This is a genomic window from Acidihalobacter sp. (assembly GCF_037381185.1).
Classification (GTDB): Bacteria; Pseudomonadota; Gammaproteobacteria; order DSM-5130; family Acidihalobacteraceae; genus Acidihalobacter_A.
In genome coordinates, this window is record NZ_JARRQY010000012.1 from 126,006 (window position 1) to 150,480 (window position 24,475).

Annotated in this window: 20 protein-coding genes; 8 read left to right on the top strand and 12 right to left on the bottom strand. The window is 62.4% G+C overall.

The annotated features are described in order from the left end of the window. Positions 1 to 75 precede the first annotated feature (75 nt). Complete coding sequence (locus tag P8014_RS06425) at positions 76 to 4,902, bottom strand: NAD-glutamate dehydrogenase (protein WP_337816480.1); 4,827 nt, start codon at positions 4,900 to 4,902, stop codon at positions 76 to 78. Positions 4,903 to 5,703: 801 nt separating this feature from the next. On the opposite strand from P8014_RS06425, the gene P8014_RS06430 reads away from it, so the two are divergent. Next, positions 5,704 to 6,228 carry a redoxin domain-containing protein gene (locus P8014_RS06430; protein ID WP_337816481.1) on the top strand — a complete coding sequence of 175 codons (525 nt, stop codon included), beginning with the start codon at positions 5,704 to 5,706 and terminating at the stop codon, positions 6,226 to 6,228. Positions 6,229 to 6,291: 63 nt separating this feature from the next. Here the strand turns inward: P8014_RS06430 and P8014_RS06435 are convergent, their stop codons facing one another. Together P8014_RS06435 and P8014_RS06440 are read right to left on the bottom strand one after the other, a co-directional pair. Then, on the bottom strand, positions 6,292 to 6,813 hold the full coding sequence (locus P8014_RS06435; protein WP_337816482.1) for a hypothetical protein: 522 nt from the start codon (positions 6,811 to 6,813) through the stop codon (positions 6,292 to 6,294). A gap of 134 nt (positions 6,814 to 6,947) precedes the next feature. Then, positions 6,948 to 8,228 (bottom strand): diguanylate cyclase, encoded by a 1,281-nt coding sequence (locus P8014_RS06440; protein ID WP_337816483.1) that lies wholly within the window; start codon positions 8,226 to 8,228, stop codon positions 6,948 to 6,950. A 253-nt stretch (positions 8,229 to 8,481) separates the two neighbouring features. Between P8014_RS06440 and P8014_RS06445 the strand changes: the two genes are divergently transcribed. Continuing rightward, a complete protein-coding gene (locus P8014_RS06445; RefSeq protein ID WP_337816484.1) occupies positions 8,482 to 10,011 on the top strand; it encodes a fumarate hydratase in 1,530 nt (509 codons plus the stop codon). A gap of 102 nt (positions 10,012 to 10,113) precedes the next feature. On the opposite strand, the gene P8014_RS06450 is transcribed toward P8014_RS06445, so the two are convergent. Next, positions 10,114 to 10,257: a DUF4197 family protein gene (locus tag P8014_RS06450; RefSeq protein WP_337816503.1), complete on the bottom strand. Its 144-nt coding sequence runs from the start codon at positions 10,255 to 10,257 to the stop codon at positions 10,114 to 10,116. A gap of 104 nt (positions 10,258 to 10,361) precedes the next feature. Between P8014_RS06450 and P8014_RS06455 the strand changes: the two genes are divergently transcribed. After that, positions 10,362 to 11,207 carry an MBL fold metallo-hydrolase gene (locus tag P8014_RS06455; RefSeq protein ID WP_337816485.1) on the top strand — a complete coding sequence of 282 codons (846 nt, stop codon included), beginning with the start codon at positions 10,362 to 10,364 and terminating at the stop codon, positions 11,205 to 11,207. Here the strand turns inward: P8014_RS06455 and P8014_RS06460 are convergent. Then, complete coding sequence (locus tag P8014_RS06460; protein ID WP_337816486.1) at positions 11,129 to 11,914, bottom strand: MOSC domain-containing protein; 786 nt, start codon at positions 11,912 to 11,914, stop codon at positions 11,129 to 11,131. The two genes, P8014_RS06455 and P8014_RS06460, sit on opposite strands and share 79 nt — an antisense overlap. A 334-nt stretch (positions 11,915 to 12,248) precedes the next feature. Between P8014_RS06460 and P8014_RS06465 the strand changes: the two genes are divergently transcribed. Both P8014_RS06465 and P8014_RS06470 read left to right on the top strand, forming a co-directional pair. Continuing rightward, on the top strand, positions 12,249 to 13,187 hold the full coding sequence (locus tag P8014_RS06465) for a retron St85 family effector protein (protein ID WP_337816487.1): 939 nt from the start codon (positions 12,249 to 12,251) through the stop codon (positions 13,185 to 13,187). Continuing rightward, positions 13,159 to 14,103: a retron St85 family RNA-directed DNA polymerase gene (locus P8014_RS06470; protein ID WP_337816488.1), complete on the top strand. Its 945-nt coding sequence runs from the start codon at positions 13,159 to 13,161 to the stop codon at positions 14,101 to 14,103. Before P8014_RS06465 ends, P8014_RS06470 begins: the two co-directional genes overlap by 29 nt. A gap of 69 nt (positions 14,104 to 14,172) precedes the next feature. Here P8014_RS06470 and P8014_RS06475 read toward each other — a convergent pair whose 3' ends face one another. From P8014_RS06475 to P8014_RS06495, 5 genes are all read right to left on the bottom strand, one after another. Continuing rightward, entirely contained in the window at positions 14,173 to 14,337 is a 165-nt protein-coding gene (locus P8014_RS06475; RefSeq protein WP_337816489.1) for a DUF3418 domain-containing protein, read from the bottom strand. An 80-nt stretch (positions 14,338 to 14,417) separates the two neighbouring features. Continuing rightward, complete coding sequence (locus P8014_RS06480; RefSeq protein ID WP_337816490.1) at positions 14,418 to 14,783, bottom strand: DUF86 domain-containing protein; 366 nt, start codon at positions 14,781 to 14,783, stop codon at positions 14,418 to 14,420. Further along, entirely contained in the window at positions 14,780 to 15,070 is a 291-nt protein-coding gene (locus tag P8014_RS06485; RefSeq protein ID WP_337816491.1) for a nucleotidyltransferase family protein, read from the bottom strand. The genes P8014_RS06480 and P8014_RS06485 overlap by 4 nt, the downstream gene beginning before the upstream one ends. 71 nt (positions 15,071 to 15,141) lie before the next feature. Further along, positions 15,142 to 19,032 (bottom strand): ATP-dependent RNA helicase HrpA, encoded by a 3,891-nt coding sequence (gene hrpA / locus P8014_RS06490; RefSeq protein WP_337816492.1) that lies wholly within the window; start codon positions 19,030 to 19,032, stop codon positions 15,142 to 15,144. A gap of 121 nt (positions 19,033 to 19,153) precedes the next feature. Then, complete coding sequence (locus tag P8014_RS06495) at positions 19,154 to 19,519, bottom strand: helix-turn-helix domain-containing protein (protein WP_337816493.1); 366 nt, start codon at positions 19,517 to 19,519, stop codon at positions 19,154 to 19,156. Positions 19,520 to 19,627: 108 nt separating this feature from the next. Here P8014_RS06495 and P8014_RS06500 point away from each other — a divergent pair, with 108 nt between their 5' ends. Beyond that, on the top strand, positions 19,628 to 20,554 hold the full coding sequence (locus P8014_RS06500; protein ID WP_337816494.1) for a zinc-binding dehydrogenase: 927 nt from the start codon (positions 19,628 to 19,630) through the stop codon (positions 20,552 to 20,554). Positions 20,555 to 20,610: 56 nt separating this feature from the next. On the opposite strand, the gene P8014_RS06505 is transcribed toward P8014_RS06500, so the two are convergent. Both P8014_RS06505 and ltaE read right to left on the bottom strand, forming a co-directional pair. Beyond that, a complete protein-coding gene (locus tag P8014_RS06505) occupies positions 20,611 to 21,216 on the bottom strand; it encodes a DNA-3-methyladenine glycosylase I (RefSeq protein WP_337816495.1) in 606 nt (201 codons plus the stop codon). A gap of 10 nt (positions 21,217 to 21,226) precedes the next feature. After that, positions 21,227 to 22,288, bottom strand: coding sequence for a low-specificity L-threonine aldolase (gene ltaE / locus P8014_RS06510; RefSeq protein ID WP_337816496.1), 1,062 nt, complete (start codon positions 22,286 to 22,288; stop codon positions 21,227 to 21,229). A 110-nt stretch (positions 22,289 to 22,398) separates the two neighbouring features. On the opposite strand from ltaE, the gene P8014_RS06515 reads away from it, so the two are divergent. Both P8014_RS06515 and P8014_RS06520 read left to right on the top strand, forming a co-directional pair. Beyond that, positions 22,399 to 23,295, top strand: coding sequence for a LysR family transcriptional regulator (locus P8014_RS06515; RefSeq protein ID WP_337816497.1), 897 nt, complete (start codon positions 22,399 to 22,401; stop codon positions 23,293 to 23,295). Positions 23,296 to 23,323: 28 nt separating this feature from the next. Beyond that, positions 23,324 to 24,130 (top strand): Type 1 glutamine amidotransferase-like domain-containing protein, encoded by an 807-nt coding sequence (locus P8014_RS06520; protein ID WP_337816498.1) that lies wholly within the window; start codon positions 23,324 to 23,326, stop codon positions 24,128 to 24,130. Positions 24,131 to 24,475: the final 345 nt, after the last annotated feature.

The window sequence follows — 24,475 nt, forward strand, 5'->3', positions numbered from 1 at the left end:
GCTCCGGCCACGACACGGCCGCCGGCGCCAAAAGCGCCGGCGGCTTTTCGCGTTGATAAAGCGCCGCGTTTCGGCTCACTGCCCGCTGGCCAGTTCCCGCAGCTCCTGCAACGCCACCCCCAGCATCGGCAGATCGACCTGGGCCACCGACCGCAGCTCGTCCAGCGTGCGCTGCATGCGATTCAGCAAGGCGCCGTTGGCCTCGGCCCACTCATCCACCAGGGCGGAGGCATCCGTGGCCTCCAGATCCGTGGTGCTGAGGATACGTACCGTCAGCGACCGTAGGTGGACATAGAACTCGTCCTCCAGCCCCTTGCGATAGCGCTCCTGCCAAGGATCGGCGGCCTCGAATCGAACCAGCGTCTCGCGCAGCCAGTCCAGATTCAGGCGCGTACCCGCGCGGAAATATACCTGCGCCGCCTTGTCGAGCGGAGCCTCGGTGCGGGCGCATGCCTGAACGAGGTCCAGAGACGAGTAGAGCGTGTTCAGGTTGACGATGCTGTGCGCAAGACCGTCGGGAACCGCGCCGCGCACTAGGTCGTCCACATCGGACTTGAGCCGCGCCTGATTGGACTCGGGCAGGATGTCGTCCAGCGAATCCGTCAGCGCTGCGACCGCGGGCGCAAAGCGCTCGACGGCATCCTCTATGACCAGCGGCGTATCGAGGTTGCGCAGTATCCACTGGGTCGCATGCTCGTGCAGCTGACAGATCCACTGCAGCATGCGGGTCTGGGTCTGAGCGGAGACCTGATTGTCCAGCCGGTCGACTTCCAGCCACAGCCTCTTTAGCCCGTAGATGTCCTGCGCCGCGAGATAGGCCCGCACCGCCTCTGCGGTCTCCGCTCCGGTATTCATCCGCACGCGGAACAGGAACGTCGCGCCCATCCTGCTCACGATGCGGTTCGCCACGGCGGTTGCCGTGACTTCATTGCGTAGCGGATGCTGCAGAAGCTGGGCGCCGAAGCGCTCCTGGATCGGTTGGGGGAAATAGTGCACCAGTTCGTTGGCCGCAAATTCGGATTCCACCAGATCCGAATGCAACAGCGACTCGTAGGTCCGTATCTTCGCGTAGGCGAGAAGCACCGCGAGTTCCGGGCGCGTCAACCCCTGCAGCAGCTTGCGGCGTTCGGTCAGCGTCTCGTCGTCCGGCAGCCCCTCCACACGGCGATCCAGCACACCCTCGCGTTCGAGTTCCCGCATGAAGCGCACGTGCTCGTCCAGCATCTCGGGTGCACACGCCTGCATGAGGGTAAGGCCCTGGGTCTGGCGATAGTTGTTCTCCAGCACCAGGCTCGCCACTTCGTCGGTCATGCTGACCAGCAGCTTGTTGCGCTGCTTCATGGTCAGATCACCGTCGTCCACCACCTGATTGACCAGGATCTTGATGTTGACTTCGTGGTCGGAGCAGTCGACGCCGCCGGAGTTGTCGATCGCGTCGGTGTTGACGCGCCCACCCAGCTGCGCGAATTCGACGCGCGCCAGTTGCGTGATGCCCAGATTGCCGCCCTCGCCGATGACCTTGCAGCGCAGCTGCGTAGCATCAACACGAACCGCGTCGTTCGCCTTGTCGCCGACATCCACGTGGGACTCATCGCTGGACTTGACGTAAGTACCGATGCCGCCGTTCCAGAACAGGTCCACCGGAGCTTTCAAGATCGCGCTGATCAGATCGTTGGGTGCAAGCCGGTTCGCCTCGATACCCAGCGCCTCGCGCATTTCGGCGGACACGGGGATCGACTTGGCGGTTCGGGGCCACACCCCGCCGCCGGCGGATATCGTGGCCGCGTCGTAGTCGCCCCAGCTGGAGCGGTCCAGGGCGAAAAGGCGCTGCCGCTCCGCATAGCCGGCTTCGGTGTCCGGGTTCGGATCGACGAAGATGTGCCGGTGGTCGAAGGCCGCCACCAGGCGGGTATGCGGCGACAGCAGCATACCGTTTCCGAACACGTCGCCCGACATATCGCCCACGCCGATGGCGGTGAACTCGTCGTTCTGAATGTCCCGGCCCAACTCGCGGAAATGCCGCTTCACGGCTTCCCAGGCGCCGCGCGCGGTGATCGCCATCTTCTTGTGGTCGTAGCCGGTCGAGCCGCCCGAGGCGAAGGCATCGCGCAACCAGAAACCGTATTCGCCCGCCACCTCGTTGGCGAAATCCGAGAAGGTGGCCGTGCCCTTGTCCGCGGCGACCACCAGATAGTGATCGTCTTCGTCATGGCGCACCACGCGCTGCGGCGGGACCACGGTGCCCTCGACGATGTTGTCGGTCAGATCGAGCAGGCCGTGGATGAAAGTGCGGTAGCAGTCCAGAACCTCCTCCCGCATCGCCTGGCGATCCTCCGGCAGACGCTTGCAGACGAACCCGCCCTTGGCTCCCACCGGGACGATCAGGGCATTCTTGACCATCTGCGCCTTCATCAGACCGAGCACTTCGGTGCGATAGTCCTCGCCGCGCTCCGACCATCTCAGTCCGCCTCGGGCAACCTTGCCGCCACGCAGATGCACGCCTTCTACCCGCGGCGAGTAGACGTAGATTTCAAATGCGGGAACGGGTTTGGGAATGTCCGGAATCAGCGCCGGCCGCAGTTTGAGCGACAGGTGACCGCGCGAGTCCGCATCGCCGAAGGTGCTGAAGTAGTTGGTCCGCACGGTGGCCTGCATGGCCGCCAGTATGCGTCGCAGGATGCGGTCCTGATTGAGGCTGGAGACCTCCTCGAGTTCGGCCTCGATCTGTTCCCTGAGCTTTTCCGCCTTGCGCTCGTCCTGGCCCTTGGGCTCGAAGCGGGCGTAGAAGAACCGGATCAGCGCCTTGGCGATGCGCGGATTGTCGGCCAGCGTCTCCTGCACGTAGGACTTGCTGAACTGCACGCCGGCCTGCCCCAGATAGCCGGAATAGGCGCGAAAGACGACGATGTCCCCCCAGGGCAGGTCCGCCGTCAGGACCAGGCGGTTGAACCCGTCGTCGTCGGCGCGGCGCTGCCAGACGGCGGTGAAGGCCTCCTGAAAGTTGTCGCGCACGCGTTCGGCTTCCAGTTGTCCGGCACCGGCATAGGAAAGCCCGAAATCATGTATCCAGCATGCGGTGTCGTTGTTGCGCTGCACGTCGTAGGGCCGCTCGTCCACCACGCGCACGCCCATGTGCTCGAGCACCGGCAGGACGTCCGACAGCGTGATCGGATTCGCGGCCTGGTACAGCTTGAAGCGCAGCATGTTGTCCGGCGCTTCCAGTTCCCGGTACAGGCTGATCCCGAGGTCTCCCTCCTCCTTGAGGGCTTCCAGGCGCTCGATGTCGTGGGCGGTGGTACGCGCGCTGGTGTCCTCCCGGTAGGCCGCGCTGAAACCCGTGCCGTAGCGGGCGAACATGCGGTTGCCCCGCTCTTCGCCGAAATAGTCGGCCAGCGCCTCGGCCAGATCGTCGGTCCAGGAACGTAGCGTCTGCGCCAGGCGGCGTTCCAGTTCGGCATGGTCGTATTCCGGGCGCCCCGGCTCGGCCAACCTCAGGATGAAGTGGATGCGCGCGAGCACGGACTCCGACAACTGTACGGAGAACTCCGCAGCCTGCGCGCCAAAGGCCGCCCTGAGCACCTCCTGCATCGCCTCTCTGACGACCGTGGTATAGCGCTCGCGCGGCGCATAGACGAGGCAGGACACGAAACGCTGAAATCTGTCGTAGCGCACGAAGAGCCGTACGCGCTGGCGGCCCTGCAGATTGAGGATCCCCTTGACCGTTTCATACAACTCGTCGGTGGAGGCCTGAAACAACTCGTCCCGCGGATGCTCCTCGAGGATGTTGATCAGGGCCTTGCCCGCATGGCTGTCCAGGCGAAGATTGGCGCGATCCAGCACCACCTGGAGCTTGTTGCGCAGGATCGGAATCGAGCGCGGGTTGTGGCTGTAGGCCGCAGAGGTGAACAGACCGAGAAAACGGTGCTCCCCGATCACGGCGCCCTTCGCGTCGTAGCGTTTGATGCCGATGTAGTCCATGTATCCCAGCCGGTGAATCCTGGAACGGGTATTGGACTTGGCCAGTATCAGCGGCTCGGGATCACGCGCCTGTTTGCGCACCTCGCCGGGCAGGGAGGCGAAACTCTGCGACGCAGTTTCGCCGCCCGTCTGGCGCAACAGACCCAGACCGCTGCCGGCTACCGTATGGAGTTCGTCACCCTTCCTGCTGCGGCGCAGTTCGTAGCGGCGATAGCCCAGGAAGGTGAAGTGGTTGTCGCGCAGCCATTTGAGGAAGGCCGTGACCTCCGCCAAATGGGCCTGGTCCACCGGCGCGCAGCTCCCGCCCAGCTCCTCGATCGTCTGATCCATCTGCGCGACCATGCACTGCCAGTCCTCGACGGAGACGCGGACATCCTGCAGCACGGTCGCGATCTCCCGGTGAATCGCCTCCAACTGCTCGTGTTCCGTCTGCCGGTCCACCTCGAAGTGCATCCAGGCCTCGTGCTGCGGCCCCTCGGCCTTGCGGCCGGTCAGCAGTTCGGTGATCTCGCCCTTGCGGTTTCTCACCGTCGCGACGATGGGATGGATGGTCAGGTGGATGGTGAGCCCCAGCTTGTTCAGCGCCATCGATACCGAATCGACGAGAAACGGCATGTCCTCGGTCACGATTTGCACGATCGTATGGTTGCACTCCCAGCCGTTCTGCTCCGGATCCGGGTTGTACACATGGATGTGGCTCTGCCCAGGGCGACAGACGTGCCCGAGAGTCCAATGCGACAGCGCGGCGCCGTAGATGTTATCCACCCGGCTGCGCGCGATGTCCTCCGGAGGAACGTCCACGTAGTACAAGCGCACGAAGCGCTCTATGGTGTCGGCCTCGTCCTTGCGCCACCGCTCGCGCACACGCTGCGCCGCGGCATCCACCACAGCGGTCCGTCTCTCCTCATCCGTGACTTGCTTCATTGTCGATTTCCTCAGTCCTAACTTAGTGGCAGGTCGAGAGCCTGCGCTTTCGTATTCGGTTGATCTGTATCGCGCCGTCGGCGCCGCTTCCCCGGAACGCTTCCCCAAGGCGAATTTCGATCGTCGTCCGAACCGGTGCGCGCGTCGAACCGATTCCGAACGACGGCCAGATCGTGTCCGCAATTGGATCGGAGGATGAACGTACCCGGCGATGAACGGAAGGCGCTCTGCCCGGAATCCGCGCCGCGAGCGCAACAAGCGAGACCTTCGAGGATCGGAGTCGGATGTCTCGTCAGAGCCTGGAGAAGCGCGCCGCGACAAGCGGCGAAAGCCCCTGAACCAGGCGGCCAGCGGCGATGCATTGGAGTTATTGCCGGCATGGGATTACTGAGCGTCGGCCCCGCGCAAGGCCCGCCGGGTTCGTGGGGGAATTCGCAGCCCGGACCGCCGCGCCGGCGATCTGTCGCAACGCGCAGTCGCAACTCCACCTGCCGGGGAGCGCTCCCCCTGCAAACAAGCACCAAGCAGGAACCCGGCCGTCTGTTGCAGCTCATTCAGAGCATTCGCTTGTTCAGCCGGCTCCCAGCCCCCTTGATCGGCGTCTGCGCACAAATCAACGGTCCAGTAGAGGGTCGACAGCATGTCACCACGATCATTTAGGTGTTGTTTGTGTACAAGTGTAGTTCGTCTGATTCAGTTCAATGTGCGAAGCGGTAGAAAATCGTCCGGCACGATGCCGGAACTGTAAGCCGCGGGCATGCCGGGCCGACTAAGGTAACCACGTCACCCGGGACTTGCACCATGCGCTCTACATTCCTTCTTCTGACATTGTTCCTCGCACCGCTCGCCGGCGCGGCGCCCGTCGGCGGCGCCCGGCAGATGCCGCAGTTCACCAGCACTCAGGCGCAAGACTGGCTCAACAGCCCGCCGCTACGCCGAGCGGACCTGCGCGGCAAAGTGGTGCTGCTGGACGTCTGGACCTTCGGCTGTTGGAACTGCTATCGCTCCATCCCCTGGCTGCACGAGATCGAGCGCCGATTTGCCGGCAAGCGGTTTCAGGTGATCGGTATCCATTCGCCGGAGTTCGGCTACGAGAAAAGCCGCTTCCGGCTGGCCGCGAAGATCGCCGAGTTCAAGATCGGCTACCCGGTAATGATGGACAACGACCTGGCCTACTGGCGCGCCCTGCACAACCGCTACTGGCCAGCTTTCTACCTGGCCGACAAACAGGGCCGGCTGCGGTTCAGGCACGTCGGCGAGACCCACGCGGGCGACCGTCAGGCGCAACAGATCGAGCGGGAGACAGAACGGCTGCTACGCGAATGAAGCCGCGTTCGCGCGCGCTTCACCCGCCGCGAACGGATCGTCGCGGCAAGGCCTGCCGGACTCCTAATTCGATCCCCTCCGCTCAAAGCTCTCGCGGAAAATCTCACGTGTTTCCGAGACCAGGGGCAATAACTCCTCGTCCGTCGCCCACTGCACTTCCACGCCCAGTTGATCCGCCGTAGCCTCGAACCTTTCCAGTTCGAACTCCGAGGACAGAAGAAATCGATGTGGCAACAACTGGGCCTGCGACTTCCCCGACTCGATCAATCGCGTCACGGCGGATTCCGGCACATCCCACGACTGAACGGGCATCAACTCGTTACCGAATATGTAGCAACTCGCCACGTCCATGATGCACAGCAGGTTGAAGTCACCATCGACTTCAGTAGACATTGGCACGCTATTCAGCCGAAAAACGACCCAGGCATCGTTTACGTCAAACTGACTCTGCTCGAATACCACTGCATCCTCCCACCAATCCGGGAACACCGCTTCCGACAAAACCCGCGGCATTACGCTCATCCACCGAGCCGCGTCGACTTCTTCCGTCGGTAACAACACGCCCAGCGCTTCAATTGTTGTCACTTCAGGGCTAAAGATGGATTAGCCGGGCATCCGACACAAGCTGCCAACGGCGCCGGCTTGTCTCCTCGCCGGATCAGGAACAGCGGCATCCGGGGATCTCAGGCCGGCCATACCTTCATGCGTACGGCAGCGCTTCAGACATTTCGGACGTCCGCGTCCGGAGCCCATTTCAAACGGTTTCGTCCACTTTGTTTGGCGACGTACAAAGCGGCGTCTGCCCGACTCAGAAGCTCCTCGATGCGTCGGTCGGAGGGCTGAACGCAGGTGGCTCCGATGCTGACGGTCAGATGCAGCCGCGACCGGTCGGGCGCCGTCAACTCCATTGCCTCGACCCTCGCTCTGATGCGTTCAGCCGCCTCCGTGGCTTCGCCCACGCCGCAACGCTCCACCACCACGCAGAACTCCTCCCCACCCAACCGACCGAAGATGTCGATTTCGCGCAGTTCGGTCCGTACGGTATCCGTGAAGCGCTTGAGGACCTCGTCGCCGTAGAGATGTCCGTGGTGGTCATTGACCTGTTTGAACCAATCCAGATCGACGATCAGCAGCGCGAGCGGCTGGCGATGCCTCTGCCAGCGCCGCAATGCCTGCGCAGCGTGTTCCAGGAAGGTACGGCGATTGGAAATGCCGGTCAGTTCGTCGGTGGCGGCCAACTGGCGCAACAGCCGCTCCAGCGTCACGCGCTCGGTAATATCGCGCATGACACCCTCGACGGCGATGTAGTTGCCCTCGTCGTCGAACAGCGCATGCGAGCTGAAGGAAACGTCCACCAGATCGCCGCTCTTTCTCACCAGGCGCACGTGGTAATCGGAGACCTGACCATCCGCAGCCAGTTGCTCGACCAGGACCTGACGCTCGCCCGGATCGGCATAGAAAATGGTGGAATCGCAACCCACGACCTCTTCGGGACGGTACCCGAGCACCCGCTCCACCGCAGGGCTGGCCATCAGCACCTTGCCCTCGGCATCGATGCGGTAGTAGATGTCCGAGGTGTTCGCGAACAGGCGGCGAATGTTGCGCTCGGTTTCCTGCAGGTGGGTATTGAGACGCCGGCGCGTGATGTCCATGAACACGATCCAGGCGGTGTCGTCCGTCCCTTCGCCGGCCGCACTGGTCATGGTGACAGCACGGAGGTTGCCCCGGCAGGTACGGATCTGACACTCGACGCCAGGTTTGGCGCCATCCAGACGTCCGATCCGCCTCAACAGAACCGACAGCCGGGCGCGATCGAGGATATGGATGAAATCGAGCGCCGGCCGGCCCAGCACCTGCCCGGCGTCGTCGGCCTCCAGAATCGAGAGCGCGGCCGGATTCGCGTAGTCCAGCACCTCGCCGTCGAGCCTGACCACGCCGGCCGGCAGGCAACGTAGAGCTTCGTCGCCAGCCACAGGGAGTTCGTCGGTATCTATCTGCATTTGGTGACGAACCCCCGCATAGCAAACACCAGTATCCGGGCAGCCACGCCGCCGAATAAGAAAGGCAAATCACAATCTTAACGCATCAATCAGCGGTCGACAGCGATGCCAGCCGCATTGCGCACGATCGACACCCGGCACGGGCGTCGCCAAATAGCGCGACCGATCCAACTATGCTTATTGCCGGGGCCTGACCCGGAACAGCGAACGGCCTAACATATTGCACCTCTGAATCACGCATGGAAGCCGACACATGACCACGACCGTCATCCAAGAATCCGATCTGGTGGAAACGATTGCCGCCGCGCTGCAGTACATCAGCTACTACCACCCCGCCGACTACATCCAGCACCTGGCGCAGGCCTACGAGCGCGAGGAAAGCCCGGCGGCGCGCGATGCCATCGCCCAGATCCTGACCAACAGCCGCATGTGCGCCGAGGGCAAGCGCCCGATCTGCCAGGACACCGGCATCGTCAACGTGTTCCTGAAGATCGGCATGGACGTGCGCTTCGAAGGACTCGGCGGCACCCTGCAGGACGCCGTCAACGAAGGCGTGCGCCAGGGCTACCTCGACCCCGACAACAAGCTGCGCGCCTCGGTGCTCGACGACCCGCTGTTCGCGCGCAAGAACACCCGCGACAACACCCCGGCGGTGCTGCACGTCGAACTAGTGCCGGGCAACACCGTCGACATCACGCTGGCGGCCAAGGGCGGCGGCTCGGAGGCCAAGAGCAAGTTCGCCATGCTCAACCCCTCGGACAACCTGGTCGACTGGGTGCTGAAGACCGTGCCGACCATGGGCGCCGGCTGGTGCCCGCCGGGCATGCTCGGCATCGGCATCGGCGGCACCGCCGAGAAGGCCATGCTGATGGCCAAGCAGGCCCTGATGGAAGACATCGACATGAGCGAGCTGATCGCCCGCGGGCCGCGCGATCAGTACGAGGAACTGCGTCTCGAACTGTACGAGAAGGTCAACGCGCTGGGCATCGGCGCCCAGGGCCTGGGCGGCCTGACCACCGTGCTCGACGTGAAGATCAAGCACTTCCCCTGCCACGCGGCCAACCTGCCGGTGGCGATGATTCCCAACTGCGCCGCCACCCGCCACGCCCACGTCGTGCTCGACGGCAGCGGCCCGGCCTACCTGGAGCCGCCCAGCCTCGACCTGTGGCCCGACGTGCACTGGACGCCCGACGGCGAGAAGAGCCGCCGCGTCGACCTCGACACGCTGACGCCGGCAGAAGTCGCCTCGTGGAAGCCCGGCGAGACGCTGTTGCTGTCCGGCCACATGCTCACCGGCCGCGACGCGGCGCACAAGCGCATCGCCGACATGCTGGCCAAGGGCGAAAAGCTGCCAGTGGACTTCACCAACCGCGTGATCTACTACGTCGGCCCGGTCGACCCGGTGCGCGAGGAGGTGGTCGGCCCGGCCGGCCCGACCACCGCCACCCGCATGGACAAATTCACCGAGACCATGCTCGCCGAAACCGGGCTGATCGCCATGGTCGGCAAGGCCGAGCGCGGCCCGGCAGCCATCGATGCGATCCGCAAGCACAAGAGCGCCTACCTCATGGCGGTCGGCGGTTCCGCCTACCTGGTGTCCAAGGCCATCAAGGAATCCCGCGTCGTCGCTTTCGAGGACCTGGGGATGGAAGCCATCTACGAATTCACCGTGCAGGACATGCCGGTGACGGTGGCAGTCGATGCCCAGGGCACCTCGGTGCACCGGACCGGCCCTGCCGAGTGGCAGGCGCGGATCGGGAAGATTCCGGTCGTCGCTAGCTGAGTATCTGCGCCCGCTCCGTCAGTGCGGTGCGGGCGCAGCTATCGGATAGTGTTCAAACGTGTGACCGTACTCGGTCATTTCCGCAGTAGCGAATGGGCAAGTCTATCGAACGCTGCCGAACACCTTTCTCAACAAATCGGTCGTGCGGGCCACAGGCTGAGTACGGATGGCCTTTTCCTCGTCCGCGATTTTCAAAAACAGGCCATCCAGCTCCTTTTGCGTGATGTAATCGTCGAGGTTGGCGATGGACCGCTTGCTGGCGACGAGGCTTCAGTTGGCGTACGCGATCGGCACTATCGGGCAGCCTGTCATGTGGCGGTAGCGAAATACCTGGAGTATGGGAGACGCCGATGCATTATCGATACGAAGAGAACATGATGCGGCTTACGCGGACTATTTTATCGGTGATCGACAAGCGGCGTGGCGCAGCCATGGCCTGTTTGTCGATGCTCTTGCTCGTCGCCCCGTTTGACGCGCATGCGGGTCAGTCCAAGCCGAACGAGCCGGTTCCGATGAACAAGTCGTATCTATTGGGGATAGGCGCTAAGCCGATAAGAGCAAAAACTCTTTGCAAACGGGATCAAATCACCGTTTTGACTGGAGAGCTAAAGAACAAAAAGATGGTGTCGCTTTGCGCATCGCCAGATATCAGTAAAGAGAAAGGATATCTTCAGTATCGCTACGGCCGCAGCAGGACCTCGATTGAACTGGAATACCCTAAACGTAAACTTCCGCCTAAATTGTGCTTTAAGGAAAACTGGGAATCTGGAGATCTGGGCGGCTCTCATGCCTTGTCGTTTTGGATTGGAGAATATCGATACACAGTATTTTTAACAGTAACACGGCATTATCCAGCCCTATCACTTCCGAACAAAAAGGATATTGAAGTTGTTGTGCCGTTGGGACTAGGCGATTTTTTTAGAGAGAAAGGCTATGTTAAGATCCATGAACTCGATTGGCATCACAGTGTTACACTGGAAGGATTACAGATTAATTCACATCCAATGGTCCATTATTCCGGTCGCGGACTTTTTGACAAAAACAAGACTCTTTGGTGTTCATGGTCGATTCTTTCTTCTAAAAAGAAACTATTTTTTGCCGGAGATACCCGTTTCGGTCAGGCGGACTCCACTAACAGGGCGTCGCCCACTCCGAGTTCACCCCCTTCGAGTACCTCCGCATACACGCCCATGTAGTTGTGCCCGAAGTGCTGCATCAACTCACGCGGCACGTTGACGTCGCGGCGAGCCGTGGCGGGGTTGACGGTGGTGGCGGCGCAGCGGGTGATGGGGGAGACCACGTGCAGACGTACGCCGCCGATCCGTAGATGCCCGTCGACCCAGTCGAGTTCGTCCCGTGCCGGCAGACCACTGAAGTAGACGTTGGCGCGAAAGCGCAGCGGGTCGAGTTCGGCGCCGACGCGCTCGGAAAGGGCCGCGATGCTGGCGAGATTGATGAGCGAGACGTACTGTCCGGTCTCGGCATTGGGCCGGCGGCGGGCGTCACCGAAGGCATGGCCCGGCGCCTCGACGAGTTTCGGAGGAACGCCGGGCGCATCGCCAAGGAATTCGGCGAAGAAACGCTCGACGGCCTCGCGGCCGCCCGAATCGTCCAGATTGACCGAGAGCAGAACCTCGCCGCCGCGGGCGACCTCGAAATCTCCGCTCTCCGCATCGAACCGCGTGCCCAATTCGGCCAGGCGCTCGTCGCGCATGAGCATGAAGAAATGGGTCTTGGGCAGATGAACCGGGTGCGTCGGGTCGAAGGCCGCATCGCTGCGCGCGAGCGCGAAACGGCGATCATGCGGCAGGCAGCGGCCGGCTTCGAGAGTCACGGCGGCAAGCGCCTCGGGACTGAGTCCCTTGACGGGATAGCGGTAGAGGCGTTCGACGACGAGGCTCATGGCTTCTCCTGGTTCGAGAGGTCGGCGATGGATTCGAAACGTCCGGCAGCGCGATTACGGTGCAGATAGTACAGTGCCACCGTATTCGCGCTGGCATGAGCGCAAATACAGCGACATCGCACGGTCAAAAGGAAGACCAGACTGTCCGCCGTGCTTGCGTTAGCTAAGCGGCCAGACAACAATACTAAGGCCTAGCGTTTGTTCAGCTTCGGCTGAACCGGGTTGCGGGTTGCAATCCGCCTTGATTTTTTACCCTTCTGGCGATGGATTCTGATCCTGATTCCCGCCAGTCGTCGGGAATCAGGATCAGAATCCATCGCGCGCATTAGTAGGCATGAAACTATATAGACTGCAACATCCTAATAACAGCATAGGCAATCGTCTAAAGAAATTTGGGGCGGCACTTAACGCCGCCCCACCACTTATTTCACGCGCCAACCAACTCTTCTTCTTATGCGGAGCAAATCGCGCGCACAACACCCCTTCCAGAAGAAGAGAGGCCATAAAGAAGCATCTGGAGGGGTTGTCACCAGAATATAGAGTCATCTACGCAGAAGGCGTTTTCAACGAACTATCAAAGACCGAAAAAAATAAGAACATACTAGACCTAGAACACGAAATAACAAATGTTGCCGACAAAATAATAATTATACTAGAAAGCGAAAGCGCCTTTTGTGAGCTAGGAGCTTTTTCACACCAAAAGCTCAGAAAAAAACTAATAATAATAAATGACAAACACCACGAAAACAGCCAATCATTTATAAACACCGGCCCAATATCAGCCGCAAAAGAAGTAAACTCTCCAGTACTCTTGTATCACATGCTTCACGATAAAAATGATTACGTCGATAGCATTGGAGAAGTATTCAATGATCTAAGTATCGCTGCAACACCACCAACACATAAGCATGCAGTACGAGTAACCTCAGACCTTTCGGACCTCTCACCTCGAAAAGAAATTCTTTATTTTATTCATGATCTAATCATAGCATCCGGCCCAATAACCAGGGCCGAACTAATCAACATACTAATTGTTCTTTTCGGGAAAAGACCATATGACATGATAACACACCTGCTGGGTATTCTGAGGGAAGCCCGGTTAATATACAGCTTCGAAGACAACAATAAGCGCATATATCACTCTCCGATTACAATCCCATTTTTGCGCTATGGCCCCGAATATCATTCACTTACATCCGCCTTTAGAAACCATCACTTAAAAAATAATCCAGAGAGATTGAAGAATGCCAAAAATAACCGAAATAATTTCTGAAGATTTAGATATTCCAGAAGAAAACATAATAAATGCCATTAGAGTCGCGCACTCTAGATTTAGAATAATAAAGATACCTAAGAAGCAAGGAGGAAACCGAATAGCGATACAATGTGCTGCCGAATTAAAGCCCATACAATCCTGGGTTAATTTAAATATTCTATCCAAACTCCCCATTAGCGATATCGCAACCGCATTCCAGGCTGGAACATCTATAAATTTGAACACACAACTCCACACCAACTCGCTTTATTCTATCAGGGTTGATATAGAAAATTTCTTTCCTTCGATAAAATTCAAAGATCTATTGGAGGCACTAAAAAACAACAAACGCACTCTTGATTCATGGATTTTAGAATCACCCACAAAAGATCTAATAAAAAAATCGTGTTTTGACAAAAATGAAAGACTCCCAGTTGGATACCAAACATCGCCCCTCATATCCAATATTGTCATGCACCCCATTGACCTAGAAATAAAACAAAGAATCGACAACGACCCAGATCGCTTTGGCGACACCACTTTAACAAGATACGCCGATGATTTTATTTTTTCGACGGACAAAAAAGGAGCCTGCAACGAATTCCTAAACGAAATAAACAACTTACTAAAAGAAACGAAACACCCATCATTAAAAATAAAACGAGAAAAAACCAGGTTTATGAGCAGAAATGGAGGATCCACATTAATAACTGGACTACGCATAACAAACCAAGGAAAGGTCACGGTCCATTCAAATTATAGAAGCCATGTCCGTTTACTTTTGAAACTTTACAAAGAAGACCGACTTTCTCCAATAGACATCCCAAAACTGAAAGGGCATCTTGCGTTCATAAGACACGCTGACCCCAGCCTATTTACAAAACTATCGTTTAAGTATTACAAGGAAATATCAACCCTCAAGCAAACAAACTAAACAAGGCCTACTTTTGGCAAAAATAGCAGCGCCATGCAGCAACCAGCACCAAACTCACCTACATCCCGTTTAACCTACCATCTCCTTCCACCGCTTCTCCAACCGCGCCACCGACACCGGCCGCGGAGTACCCAGTTCATGCGCGAACAGCGACACGCGCAGTTCCTCGATATGCCAGCGGTAGTCCCGCAGCGCCTCGCCGACGTTGCGGCCGTCGCCCCAGAGTGCGCTCACGGGGTCTGGTCTTGCCTTTTGCCTTCTCGGCGTACTCCCAAGTCAAAACCCACAGATTCCACCACCGCTCCCAAAAGCCTTTACGGAACGCCTTTCTCCACAGCATTCAACAATGCAGGTAGTTGTTCGAGCAGATCCGGTAACGCCGTTTGCACGGTATCCCACACGACATCCAGATTGATGTCGAAGTAACCGTGGGCGATGCGGTTACGCATGCCGCGCATTCCACGCCAAGGGACATCGGGATGCGCCTGCATAAACCCGGCGTGTCCTTCCATCACCTTCGTAGCCGCCTCGCCGATGATGATCAGACTCATGATGACTGCCTGCTGAGTGCGCTTGTCCTCAAGAAAATCGTTTTTATCCAAACCTTTCACGAAATCACACGCATCTGTCGCAGCCTGCTGCATGTGCTGGAAATAGTCGGACAAGCGGTTCTCACTCATACCGGCCGCGCTTCTGCAAGCACCCTTTCGCGAAACTTGAGCGGTATGTCGGCAGGCGTCAGCAGGTCGACGTGGACGCCCAGCAGGGATTCCAACTCGTCCTGTAGCCCACCAAGATCGAATAGCGTCGCGCCCGGAAGCGCGTCGACCAGCAAATCGAGGTCGCTGCTGTCGCGATCGGTGCCATGCAGTGCCGATCCGAATACGCGTGGGTTCGCAGTACGGTAACGCGCCGCCGCTTCGCGCACGGCGCTGCGCTTAAGATCGAGGGCAAGGGATGGTCGCATCGGTCGTCGTCCCGTAAATCCGGCTGAGACCATCGTAAGCGATTTGATACGACGTTTTAAGCGCAATCCGCTCAGCCGCTCCCCATCTCCTTCCACCGCTTCTCCAACCTTGCCACCGACACCGGCCGCGGTGTGCCGAGTTCCTGCGCAAACAGCGACACGCGCAGTTCCTCGATCTGCCAGCGGTAGTCGCGCAGCGCCTCGCCGACGTTGCGGCCGTCGCCCCAGCGCTGCTTGCAGCGCGCCCATAGCGGCTCGATCTCGACACGCAGGCGGCGATCCTTGTCCGGCTGCTGACTCAGGCGTTCCAGGCGGCGCTCGACGGCTTTGAGATAACGCGGCAGATTCTGGCGGTACGCCGCAGGCGTGGCGCGGACAAAGCCGGGATAGACGAGATGAGCTAACTGGTCGTTGATGTCTGCGGCGGCCTCGATCCAGCTCAGCGGGACGTTGCCCTTGAGGCTCTGACGAACCCGATGGAAAGCGGCGAGCGCGTCGTTCATGCGCTCGGCGAGTTGCGTGGCGGCGGTGACGATCTCGCTGCGTCCGGCTTCGACGCGCGCGGCGAACTCGGCCTCGCTGCGCGGCAGCGGCTCGGCGAGGAACAGCTCCTCCAGCACGGCGTCGATAAGGTCGTCCTTGAGCGCTTCGCATCGTCCGACCGCGGCGAAGTGCAGGCACATAGTCTGCGCGTGCGGCAGACGCTTGTGCAGATACTTGACCTGTTCGCGCAGCACGATGTGTAGCAGGCCGAGCAGGCCCTCGCGATGCGCGGATTGCGCGCTGGCGGCGCTGTCCAACACGCGCAAAGCGATCTTCTCGCCTTCGCGCACCAGTGCCGGGTAGCCCTTGAGCGCGAGGCCATGCTGCTCGATGTCGACGCTCTCGGGCAGGTTACCGAAATCCCAAGCGGTGATCTCGTCGCGCTCCAGGCTCTGCGTGGGCATGGCCTCGAAGGTCTGCTGCACGCGGCCTTCCAGCGTATCGGTCAACCCGGACAGATCGCGACCGGCTGCGAGCACCTTGCCCTTGCCGTCGATGACTTCGAAGCGCATGCGCAGGTGCTCGGGCAGCGCGGCGCGGTCCCAGGCGTCCAGCGGCATGTCCACGCCGGTCATGCGCTTGAGTTGCTGCGTCAGCGCCTCGAACAGGTCGCCGCCGCCGAATTCCAGCGCCTGCGCACAGGCGCGGGCGAAGTCCGGCGCGGGCACGAAATTCTTGCGCAGCGCCTTGGGCAGGCCGCGGATCAGCGCGGTGAGCTTTTCCTCCAGCAGGCCGGGCACCAGCCATTCGCAGCGCGCGAGGTCGACCTGCTTGAGCGCGGCCAGCGGCACGGTCAGCGTCACGCCGTCATCCTCGCCGCCCGGCTCCAGGCGGTAGCGCAGCGGCAGCGACAGGCCCACGCCGGCGGCAAGCTGGTCGGGGAAGCGCTCGGCGGTGATGTCGTCGGCGCCGTGCTGCATCAGCGCTTCGCGCGTCAGGTACAGCAGCTTGGGGTTTTCATGTTCGGCCTGCTCGCGCCAGCGCTCGAAGGACTTGCCGTTGTTGATGTCGGCCGGGATGAGGCGGTCGTAGAACTCGAACAGCACGTGTTCGTCGACCAGGATGTCCGGCCGGCGAGCCTTGGCCTCCAGTTCCTCGACCTCCTCGATCAGCTCGCGGTTGTGCGCGAGAAAGCCGCCGCGGCTGCGGAACTCGCCGTAGACCAGGGCGTGGCGGATGAACAGCTCGCGCGCCTCGGCGGGATGGGTGCGCGCGTAGTCGACGCGCTTGCGCGGCTGCACCACCAGACCGTAGAGCGTGAGCTTGTCGAACGCGCCGACGCGCGCCGGACGCTGTTCCCAGTGCGGTTCGAAGATGTGATGCTTGAGCAGATGCGCGCCGAGCTGTTCGATCCATTCCGGCTTGATGCGCGCGACGGTGCGGGCGTAGGTGCGCGCGGTCTCGGTGATCTCCGCGGCCATCAGCCACTTGGGGCCGTGCTTGTGCAGGTCGGAGCCGGGGAAGATGTGGAACTTGCGGTTGCGCGCGCCGAGATAGGCATGCTTGTCTCGCTCGTCCTCGGACTTGAAGCCGACGTGCGAGAGCAGGCCGGTGAGCAGCGCACGGTGGATGGCGTCGTACTCGGCGGGCTGCTGGTTCTCGCGGAAACCCATCTCGGCGAGCTGGCCATGTAACTGGCGGTGGGTCTCGCGCCACTCGCGCAGGCGCATCCACGACAGGAACTCGCGTTGGCAGAGCTTGCGCAACTGCGACTTGGAGTGGTGTTTGGCCTGCTCGTGGTAGTGCTCCCAGAGTTTGAGGTAGGCGAGGAAGTCGGAGCGTTCGTCGTGGAAGCGCTTATGCGCCTCGTCGGCGGCCTGCTGGCGGTCGGCGGGACGTTCGCGCGGGTCCTGCACGGCGAGCGCGGAGACGATGACCAAGGCCTCGCGCAGCGCACCCTCACGCTCGGCGGCGAGCAGCATGCGGCCCAGGCGCGGATCGACCGGCAATCGCGCCAGGCGCCGGCCGATGTCGGTGAGGCGATTCTGCCCGTTCACCGCATGCAGTTCTTCGAGCAGCAGGTAGCCGTCCTTGACCAGGCGCGGATCGGGCGGATCGATGAACGGGAAGTCGGCGACCTCGCCCAGGCCCAGCGCGCCCATCTGCAACACCACGGCGGCGAGGTTGGTGCGCTGGATCTCGGGATCGGTGAACTCGGGGCGCGAGGCGAAGTCCTCCTCGCTGTACAGGCGGATGCACACGCCCGGCCCGACGCGCCCGCAGCGACCCTTGCGCTGGTCGGCCGAGGCCTGCGAGATCGGCTCGATGGGCAGGCGCTGCAGCTTGGCGCGCCAGGAGTAGCGCGAGATGCGCGCGGTGCCGGTGTCGACCACGTAACGGATGCCGGGCACGGTTAGCGAGGTTTCGGCGACGTTGGTGGCGAGCACGATGCGCCGCCCGGCATGGCTCTCGAACACGCGGTGCTGCTCGGCGGCCGAGAGCCGCGCGTACAGCGGCACGATTTCGGTGTGCGGCGGATGGTGCTTGCGCAATTCCTCGGCGGCCTCGCGGATCTCGCGCTCGCCGGGCAGGAACACCAGGATGTCGCCCATGCCCTCGCGCGCCAGCTCGATGCACGCCTCGACGATGCCCTGGGTCTGGCTGCGGTCCTCGTCGTCGTCCTCCAGCGTGACCAGCGGCCGGTAGCGCACTTCAACGGGGTAGGTGCGGCCCTCGACCATGAGAATGGGTGCGTCGCCGAAGTGGCGCGAGAAGCGCTCCGGGTCGATGGTGGCCGAGGTGATGATCAGCTTGAGGTCGGGGCGCTGCGGCAGCAGGCGCCTGAGGTAGCCGAGCAGGAAATCGATGTTGAGGCTACGCTCGTGGGCCTCGTCGATGATCAGCGTGTCGTACTGGGTGAGCAGGCGGTCCTGCTGCATCTCGGCGAGCAGAATGCCGTCGGTCATCAGCTTGAGATAGCTCTCGGGGCTGACGTGATCCGAGAAGCGCACCTTGAAGCCGACGCCGCGTCCGACCTGGGTCTTGAGTTCCTCGGCGATGCGCGTGGCGACGCTGCGCGCGGCGATGCGCCGCGGCTGGGTGTGGCCGATCAGGCCGGCGGCGCCGCGCCCCAGCTCCAGGCAGATCTTGGGCAGCTGGGTGGTCTTGCCCGAGCCCGTATCGCCGCAGACGATGACCACCTGGTTCTCGGCGATGGCGCGGGCGATGTCCTCGCGCCGCGCGACCACCGGCAGCTCGTCGGGGTACTCCGGCACTGGCAGCGCAGCACGCCGCGCCGCCACGCGTTCACAGGCGGCCTCGATTTCCGGCTCCAGCTTCGCCAGACCGCGGTCGACCGGCTGCCCACCACGTACGCGGCGCTCCAGGCCTGCCAGACGCTTGGAGAACTCCACGCGCTCGCGCGGACGTACGTCGTCGAGGCGGTTTAGCAGCTGTTGGAGGCGTTCGGAGTCCTGCACGCGGGATCTTCAGGAAGTTGCGAAATCGCACAAGCCTACCTGCATGAGGAATGCCTGACCAGACACTACACCGCCCGCATGCCCAGCAGCGTGGCGTGCCGCAAGTCGGCGCGTCCGAAATTCAGCTTTCCTCTGCGTCGTAGCGCCTGCGGGCGCTCTCGATCTCCGGCATGTTGGCGTAGGCCCAGTTGCGGACGACGGCCACCGCCTCACCCAGGCTTCGGCCCAGCGGCGTCAAGGCGTATTCGACGGTCACCGGCACCGTCGGGTAGACGCGGCGCGTGATCATGCCGTCGCGCTCAAGCGCTCTGAGCGTCTGCGTCAGCATCTTTTGGGTCACGCCTTCCACACGCGCACGCAGCTGGGAAAACCGCAGCGTGCCGCCCTCCAGGGCCAACACCACCAGCATGGTCCATTTGTTCGCGACGCGCCCCAGAACCTGGCGCGTCGGACAGGCGTCCCGCATCACGTCGAAATCGTCGCTCATAAGTATCCTTTGGGTACCTACACCACTAATAAGTGCCTTCTTAAAAATATATACCAATAATCTCATACTTCCTCGAACCGTCACCACGCCACACGAGGAAGCGACACAATGAAAGCCTTCATGCCCACCGGCGATTTCGAGAGAGCCGTCATCCTGCGCGACGTTCCCGAGCCCGACCCGGCGCCCGATTGCGCCGTCGTCGAAGTGGAAGCCTATTCGGTCAACCGCGGAGAAACCTTCCAGTTGGAAAAACCCGCCACGGGATGGCGGCCGGGCAAGGACGTGGCCGGAACCGTGATCCGTTCCGCCGCCGACGGTTCCGGGCCTGAGGTCGGAGCGCGCGTGGTCGCTCACCCGCCCGCGGCCGGCTGGGCCGAACGCGTCGCCGTTCAAACCTCCCAACTCGCGAAACTGCCGGAAGGTGTCGACCCGATCGTTGCCGCGGCGCTGCCCTTGGCTGGCCTGAGCGCGCTGCGCCTGTTGCGCGCCGCAGGCCAACTCGCCGGACGGCGCGTCCTGATGACGGGCGCGTCCGGAGGCGTCGGCCACTATTTCACGGAACTCGCCGCAGCCGGCGGCGCCGAGGTGACGGCCGTCACCGCCTCGCCAGAGCGCGGGGCGCGACTCGAAGAGCTGGGTGCGGATCATATCGTGCACGACGTCGCCGACGCCGAAGGCCCCTTCGACGTCGTGCTGGAATCGGTCGGCGGCGACTCGCTGCAGCAGGCGCTGTGCAAGCTCCGGCCGCGCGGCACCCTGATCTGGTTCGGCCAGGCGAGCCGCAGCGCGCCAACAATCGATTTCTTCCGCTTTTGGGAAGGACCGACATCGGGAACGATCCGGCACTTCGACTATACCGACAGCGACGTGCCGGATGGACGCGACCTGGCGACCCTGGTGAGCTACGTCTCGAAAGGACGCCTGCACCCGGAGATCGGCCTGGTCGCCAACTGGCTCGAGACGCCCGATGTCCTGAACACGCTGCGCACGCGGGGGGTGCGCGGCAACGCGGTGCTCACCCGTACCGGGGTCTGACCCGCGGCCAGCCAGGGCGATGCGGGAGGCGAAAGCCCTCGCCGCATCGCCCTGGGCTAAGGACGCTCGAACGCGTTCCTCGCCTGCTCGACCTGGCTCCGGATGACACACCCTTCCGCGTGGTCGTTGATCAGCCCCATCGCCTGCATGAAGGCGTACACCGTCGTCGGGCCGACGAACTTCCAGCCCAGCTTTTTCAATGCCTTGGACAGGGCGACGGATTCCGGCGAGGTGGAAACGGTCTGCGGTTCGGGCAGCTGTGCCGGATCGGGTTCGTAGCGCCATAAGAAGGCTGCCAGCGAACCGTCCCTGGCGACCATCTCCTGCGCGCGCCTGGCGTTGTTGACGACCGCTTCGATTTTGCCCCGGTGACGGATGATGCCGGCGTTCTGCAGCAGGCGCTCGATATCCTGCTCGGTGAACAGCGCGACCTTGTCGAAATCGAAACCGTGGAACGCCGCGCGGAAGTTCTCGCGCTTGGCCAGAATCGTGCGCCAGCTCAGGCCGGACTGAAAACCCTCCAGGCAGATTTTCTCGAACAGGCGCCTGTCGTCGCTCACCGGATAGCCCCACTCGGCGTCGTGGTAGGCGAAGAACTCCGGCGCCGCTTCGCACCACCGGCAGCGCGGCTGGCCGTCGGGGCCCGGTATCGTTGCGCTCATGCTCGTTTCCTCATGCGGCTTTCGCCCTCAGCACATCGGAGAACATCGTCAGCACGTGCGCGATATCCCCAGAGCCGACGTGGCGATGCGTTACGGCGCGAATGCTGTCGGCGCCGGTCGGACTCATCAGCACGCCGCGCTCGGCCAGCGTGGCGCACAGCGCGGCGGCAATGGGCCGATCGAGATGAAAATAGACGAGATTGGTCTGCACGGCAGCCGGATCGACGCTCACGCCATCCAGCGTGGCCAAGCCCCGTGCCAGACGCTGCGCATTGGCGTGATCCTCGGCCAGACGATCGACCATCTCGTTCAGCGCGACAATGCCGGCGGCAGCGATCACGCCGGCCTGGCGCATGCCGCCGCCCACCGCCTTGCGCAGACGGCGCGCGCGGGCGACGAACTCGCGATTGCCGGCCACCACGGATCCCACCGGCGCGGACAACCCCTTGCTCAGACAGGCCGAGACGCTGTCGGCGCCGCGCAGCAGGCGCGCAGGCGGCACGCCTAAGGCGACGGCGGCGTTCCAGATGCGCGCTCCGTCGACGTGCAGACGCAGGCCGTGCGCGTGCGCAAGGTCGGCGGCGGCGGCCATATACTCCGGCGTCAGCACACGGCCGCCGCAGCGGTTCTGCGTATTCTCCAGCGCCAGCAGACGGCTGACCGGATAATGGGCATTGTCCTCGCGCACAGCGGCCTCGACCTGGGCGAGATCGAGCGTGCCGTCGGCGCGGTTGGGCAGGGTGCGCGGATGCACGCCGCCCAGCGCCGCCGAACCGCCCTGTTCGTAGTAGAAGATATGCGCCTCCGCACCGAGGATCATCTCGTCCCCGCGCCCGCAATGGGCCATGACGGAGATCAGGTTGCCCATGGTGCCGCTGGGCACGAACAGCGCCGCCTCCATGCCCAGGCGCTCCGCGGCGAGCCGCTCGAGTTCGTTGACGGTGGGGTCTTCGCCGTAGACGTCGTCGCCGACCTCGGCCCGCACCATGGCCTCGCGCATGGCCTCGGTCGGTTGGGTCAGCGTGTCGCTGCGCATGTCGACGACCGCATCGCCGGATTTTTCGCTTGCCATCGGATTACACTCCTTTGCCTTGCCATGTGCCGATTCGTAGCCGCACGTTAGCAAGCCGCCCGCGCCGCGAATAGCGACGATTTCTCACACGATGCCGTAAGCTTTTCTCAATGAAACCGAAACTGCCGCCGCTCAACGCGCTGCGCGCCTTCGAAGCCACCGCCCGACTCGGCAGCGTCACGCGCGCCGCAGAGGAGCTGTGCGTCACGCATGCCGCAGTGAGCCGCCAGGTCAAGCAGCTCGAAAGCAACCTGGGCATCGGCCTGTTCACCCGGGCCGGGCGCGGGCTGACACCGACGCCGGCGGGCGAACAGCTGCTCGCGGCAGCCTCCGAAGCCTTCGATCTCATCCGCGCCTCGACGCAGCGCATCAAACAGCCGCCGAGCAATGAGGCTCTGACGCTGTCCTGCGAACCCACGCTCGCCATGCGCTGGCTGATCCCGCGCCTGCCCACGCTGCAGACGGAAGTGCCGGAGCTGTCGCTCAAGCTCGTCACCGCCGGCGGCCCGGTGGCCTGGCGCGAACACGGCATCGACCTCGCAATCCGCCGCAACGATTTCGCCTGGGACCCCGGCGTAAGCGCCTGGCATCTTGCCGACGAATACGTCGGCCCGGTCGGCGCGCCATCCCTGCAAACCCCGTTCGAGGCCAACACCGACAGACTGCGCGGCGTCGATCTGCTGCATACCCGCAGCCGCCCCGAAGCCTGGGCGCGCTGGAGCGCAGCCAGCGGCACCTCCCTGCACGGCAGCCGCGACATCTGGCTGGAACATTTCCACCTGATCATACAGGCCGCCATCGCCGGGCTCGGCTGGGCGATCGCATCGCACTTCATGGTCGGAAGCGAACTGACCACCGGCGTGCTGCAGGCACCGCGGGGCTTCGTCGCCGATGGTTCGGCGTATTTTCTGCTCGGCACGGAGACGCTGGAAGCCGATCCACGCAAGCAGCGGATGCTGGAGTGGCTGCGCGCCGAACTGCAGGCCGGCGCAGCCGGCCGCGACTGAGGAAACGCATGCACACGACGGGGGAAGCATGAGCTGGATCATCGGCGTAGGCGGCTTTTACCAGCCGGTAGTCTATGGCGACACGGGACATCGCATACGCCAGCATGCGCTGAACAGAACGCGCGCGGTCCGCCACGGTTTGCAGCCGAAGGTGGTCGTCGTGCCGACCGCATCGCTGCACTGGGCCGAATACACTGAGAAACAATGTGCCCAGCGCCTGCGCGACCTGAGCGACTCGCTTCGGCTGCATGGCGTCGCCATCGAGTTCTTCGACCCTGAACGCGCAGGCATGAAGCCCGACGCCTGCCGGGAGAAACTCGTCGGGTTCGACATGGTGGTCCTGCCCGGAGGCAATACGGCCGCGCAGGTGTCGGTATGGAAACGGGTCGGTTTCGACGTCGCGCTCAGGCTGGCTCTGGATGCGCAGGACATCGTCGTATTCGGCGGCAGCGCGGGAATGGCCTTCGCTTACGATGAGATGCTGACGGATTCCGCCGGCCAGGCCGCGGATCTGCAAGGAATACAGGGCCTCGGCTGGATCGAGGGCAGCGTCTGCCCGCATTACGAGGTGGCGAGGCGCCACAGCCCGGATTATCCCAACAGCTATCCGAACATGCTGGAGCGCGGCGAAATCCGCAGTGCCGGCATCGCCGTCGACAGCGACGCGGCGGTGGAGTACGCCACGCAGCCCGAAAGACGCCCCCAGTTGGTCGCCGCCTACGCGCTGCGGCCGGGCGCGGGAGTTCGCCATGTGGCGCTAAAGGACGGCAAGGCTGTGCACGCGCCGCTGGAACCGGCCGTCGCGCCGCTGTTCGCCGGCGACCAAGCGAGTTGAGACTTGCCGCCCGCAGGCGTCCCGCGTCAGCCCTTGCCTTGACCTGCTGACCGAGCCGTGCGCAATCGGGGGATGATTTTGCGCAACGCGGGCCATGTATTCCTGCGCAGAAGCCCGTAAGCTGTTCGCTCCGCCATCCCCCGCTTCAACATCGGTCATCCACCAGCACCTAGTCATGAGCACAACGCCTTCCGCAGACAACGCCTCCCGCCTGTTCAGGAATACGGTCGTACTGCTGCTCGGGGTGACCGTCATCGGTTCCAACTCCTTCCTGCTCAGCCCCGTGCTGACGGAGGTAAGCAGGAGCCTGGGCACCTCCATACCGGCCGCCGCCTGGAGCGTATC

Bases quoted from the DNA above. Each gene is read 5' to 3' on its own strand.
- P8014_RS06425 (WP_337816480.1), bottom strand. From the start codon at position 4,902: ATGAAGCAAGTCACGGATGAGGAGAGACGGACCGCTGTGGTGGATGCC.
- P8014_RS06430 (WP_337816481.1), top strand. From the start codon at position 5,704: ATGCGCTCTACATTCCTTCTTCTGACATTGTTCCTCGCACCGCTCGCC.
- P8014_RS06440 (WP_337816483.1), bottom strand. From the start codon at position 8,228: ATGCAGATAGATACCGACGAACTCCCTGTGGCTGGCGACGAAGCTCTA.
- P8014_RS06445 (WP_337816484.1), top strand. From the start codon at position 8,482: ATGACCACGACCGTCATCCAAGAATCCGATCTGGTGGAAACGATTGCC.
- P8014_RS06455 (WP_337816485.1), top strand. From the start codon at position 10,362: ATGCATTATCGATACGAAGAGAACATGATGCGGCTTACGCGGACTATT.
- P8014_RS06460 (WP_337816486.1), bottom strand. From the start codon at position 11,914: ATGAGCCTCGTCGTCGAACGCCTCTACCGCTATCCCGTCAAGGGACTC.
- P8014_RS06465 (WP_337816487.1), top strand. From the start codon at position 12,249: ATGAAACTATATAGACTGCAACATCCTAATAACAGCATAGGCAATCGT.
- P8014_RS06470 (WP_337816488.1), top strand. From the start codon at position 13,159: ATGCCAAAAATAACCGAAATAATTTCTGAAGATTTAGATATTCCAGAA.
- P8014_RS06480 (WP_337816490.1), bottom strand. From the start codon at position 14,783: ATGAGTGAGAACCGCTTGTCCGACTATTTCCAGCACATGCAGCAGGCT.
- P8014_RS06485 (WP_337816491.1), bottom strand. From the start codon at position 15,070: ATGCGACCATCCCTTGCCCTCGATCTTAAGCGCAGCGCCGTGCGCGAA.
- P8014_RS06495 (WP_337816493.1), bottom strand. From the start codon at position 19,519: ATGAGCGACGATTTCGACGTGATGCGGGACGCCTGTCCGACGCGCCAG.
- P8014_RS06500 (WP_337816494.1), top strand. From the start codon at position 19,628: ATGAAAGCCTTCATGCCCACCGGCGATTTCGAGAGAGCCGTCATCCTG.
- P8014_RS06505 (WP_337816495.1), bottom strand. From the start codon at position 21,216: ATGAGCGCAACGATACCGGGCCCCGACGGCCAGCCGCGCTGCCGGTGG.
- ltaE (WP_337816496.1), bottom strand. From the start codon at position 22,288: ATGGCAAGCGAAAAATCCGGCGATGCGGTCGTCGACATGCGCAGCGAC.
- P8014_RS06515 (WP_337816497.1), top strand. From the start codon at position 22,399: ATGAAACCGAAACTGCCGCCGCTCAACGCGCTGCGCGCCTTCGAAGCC.
- P8014_RS06520 (WP_337816498.1), top strand. From the start codon at position 23,324: ATGAGCTGGATCATCGGCGTAGGCGGCTTTTACCAGCCGGTAGTCTAT.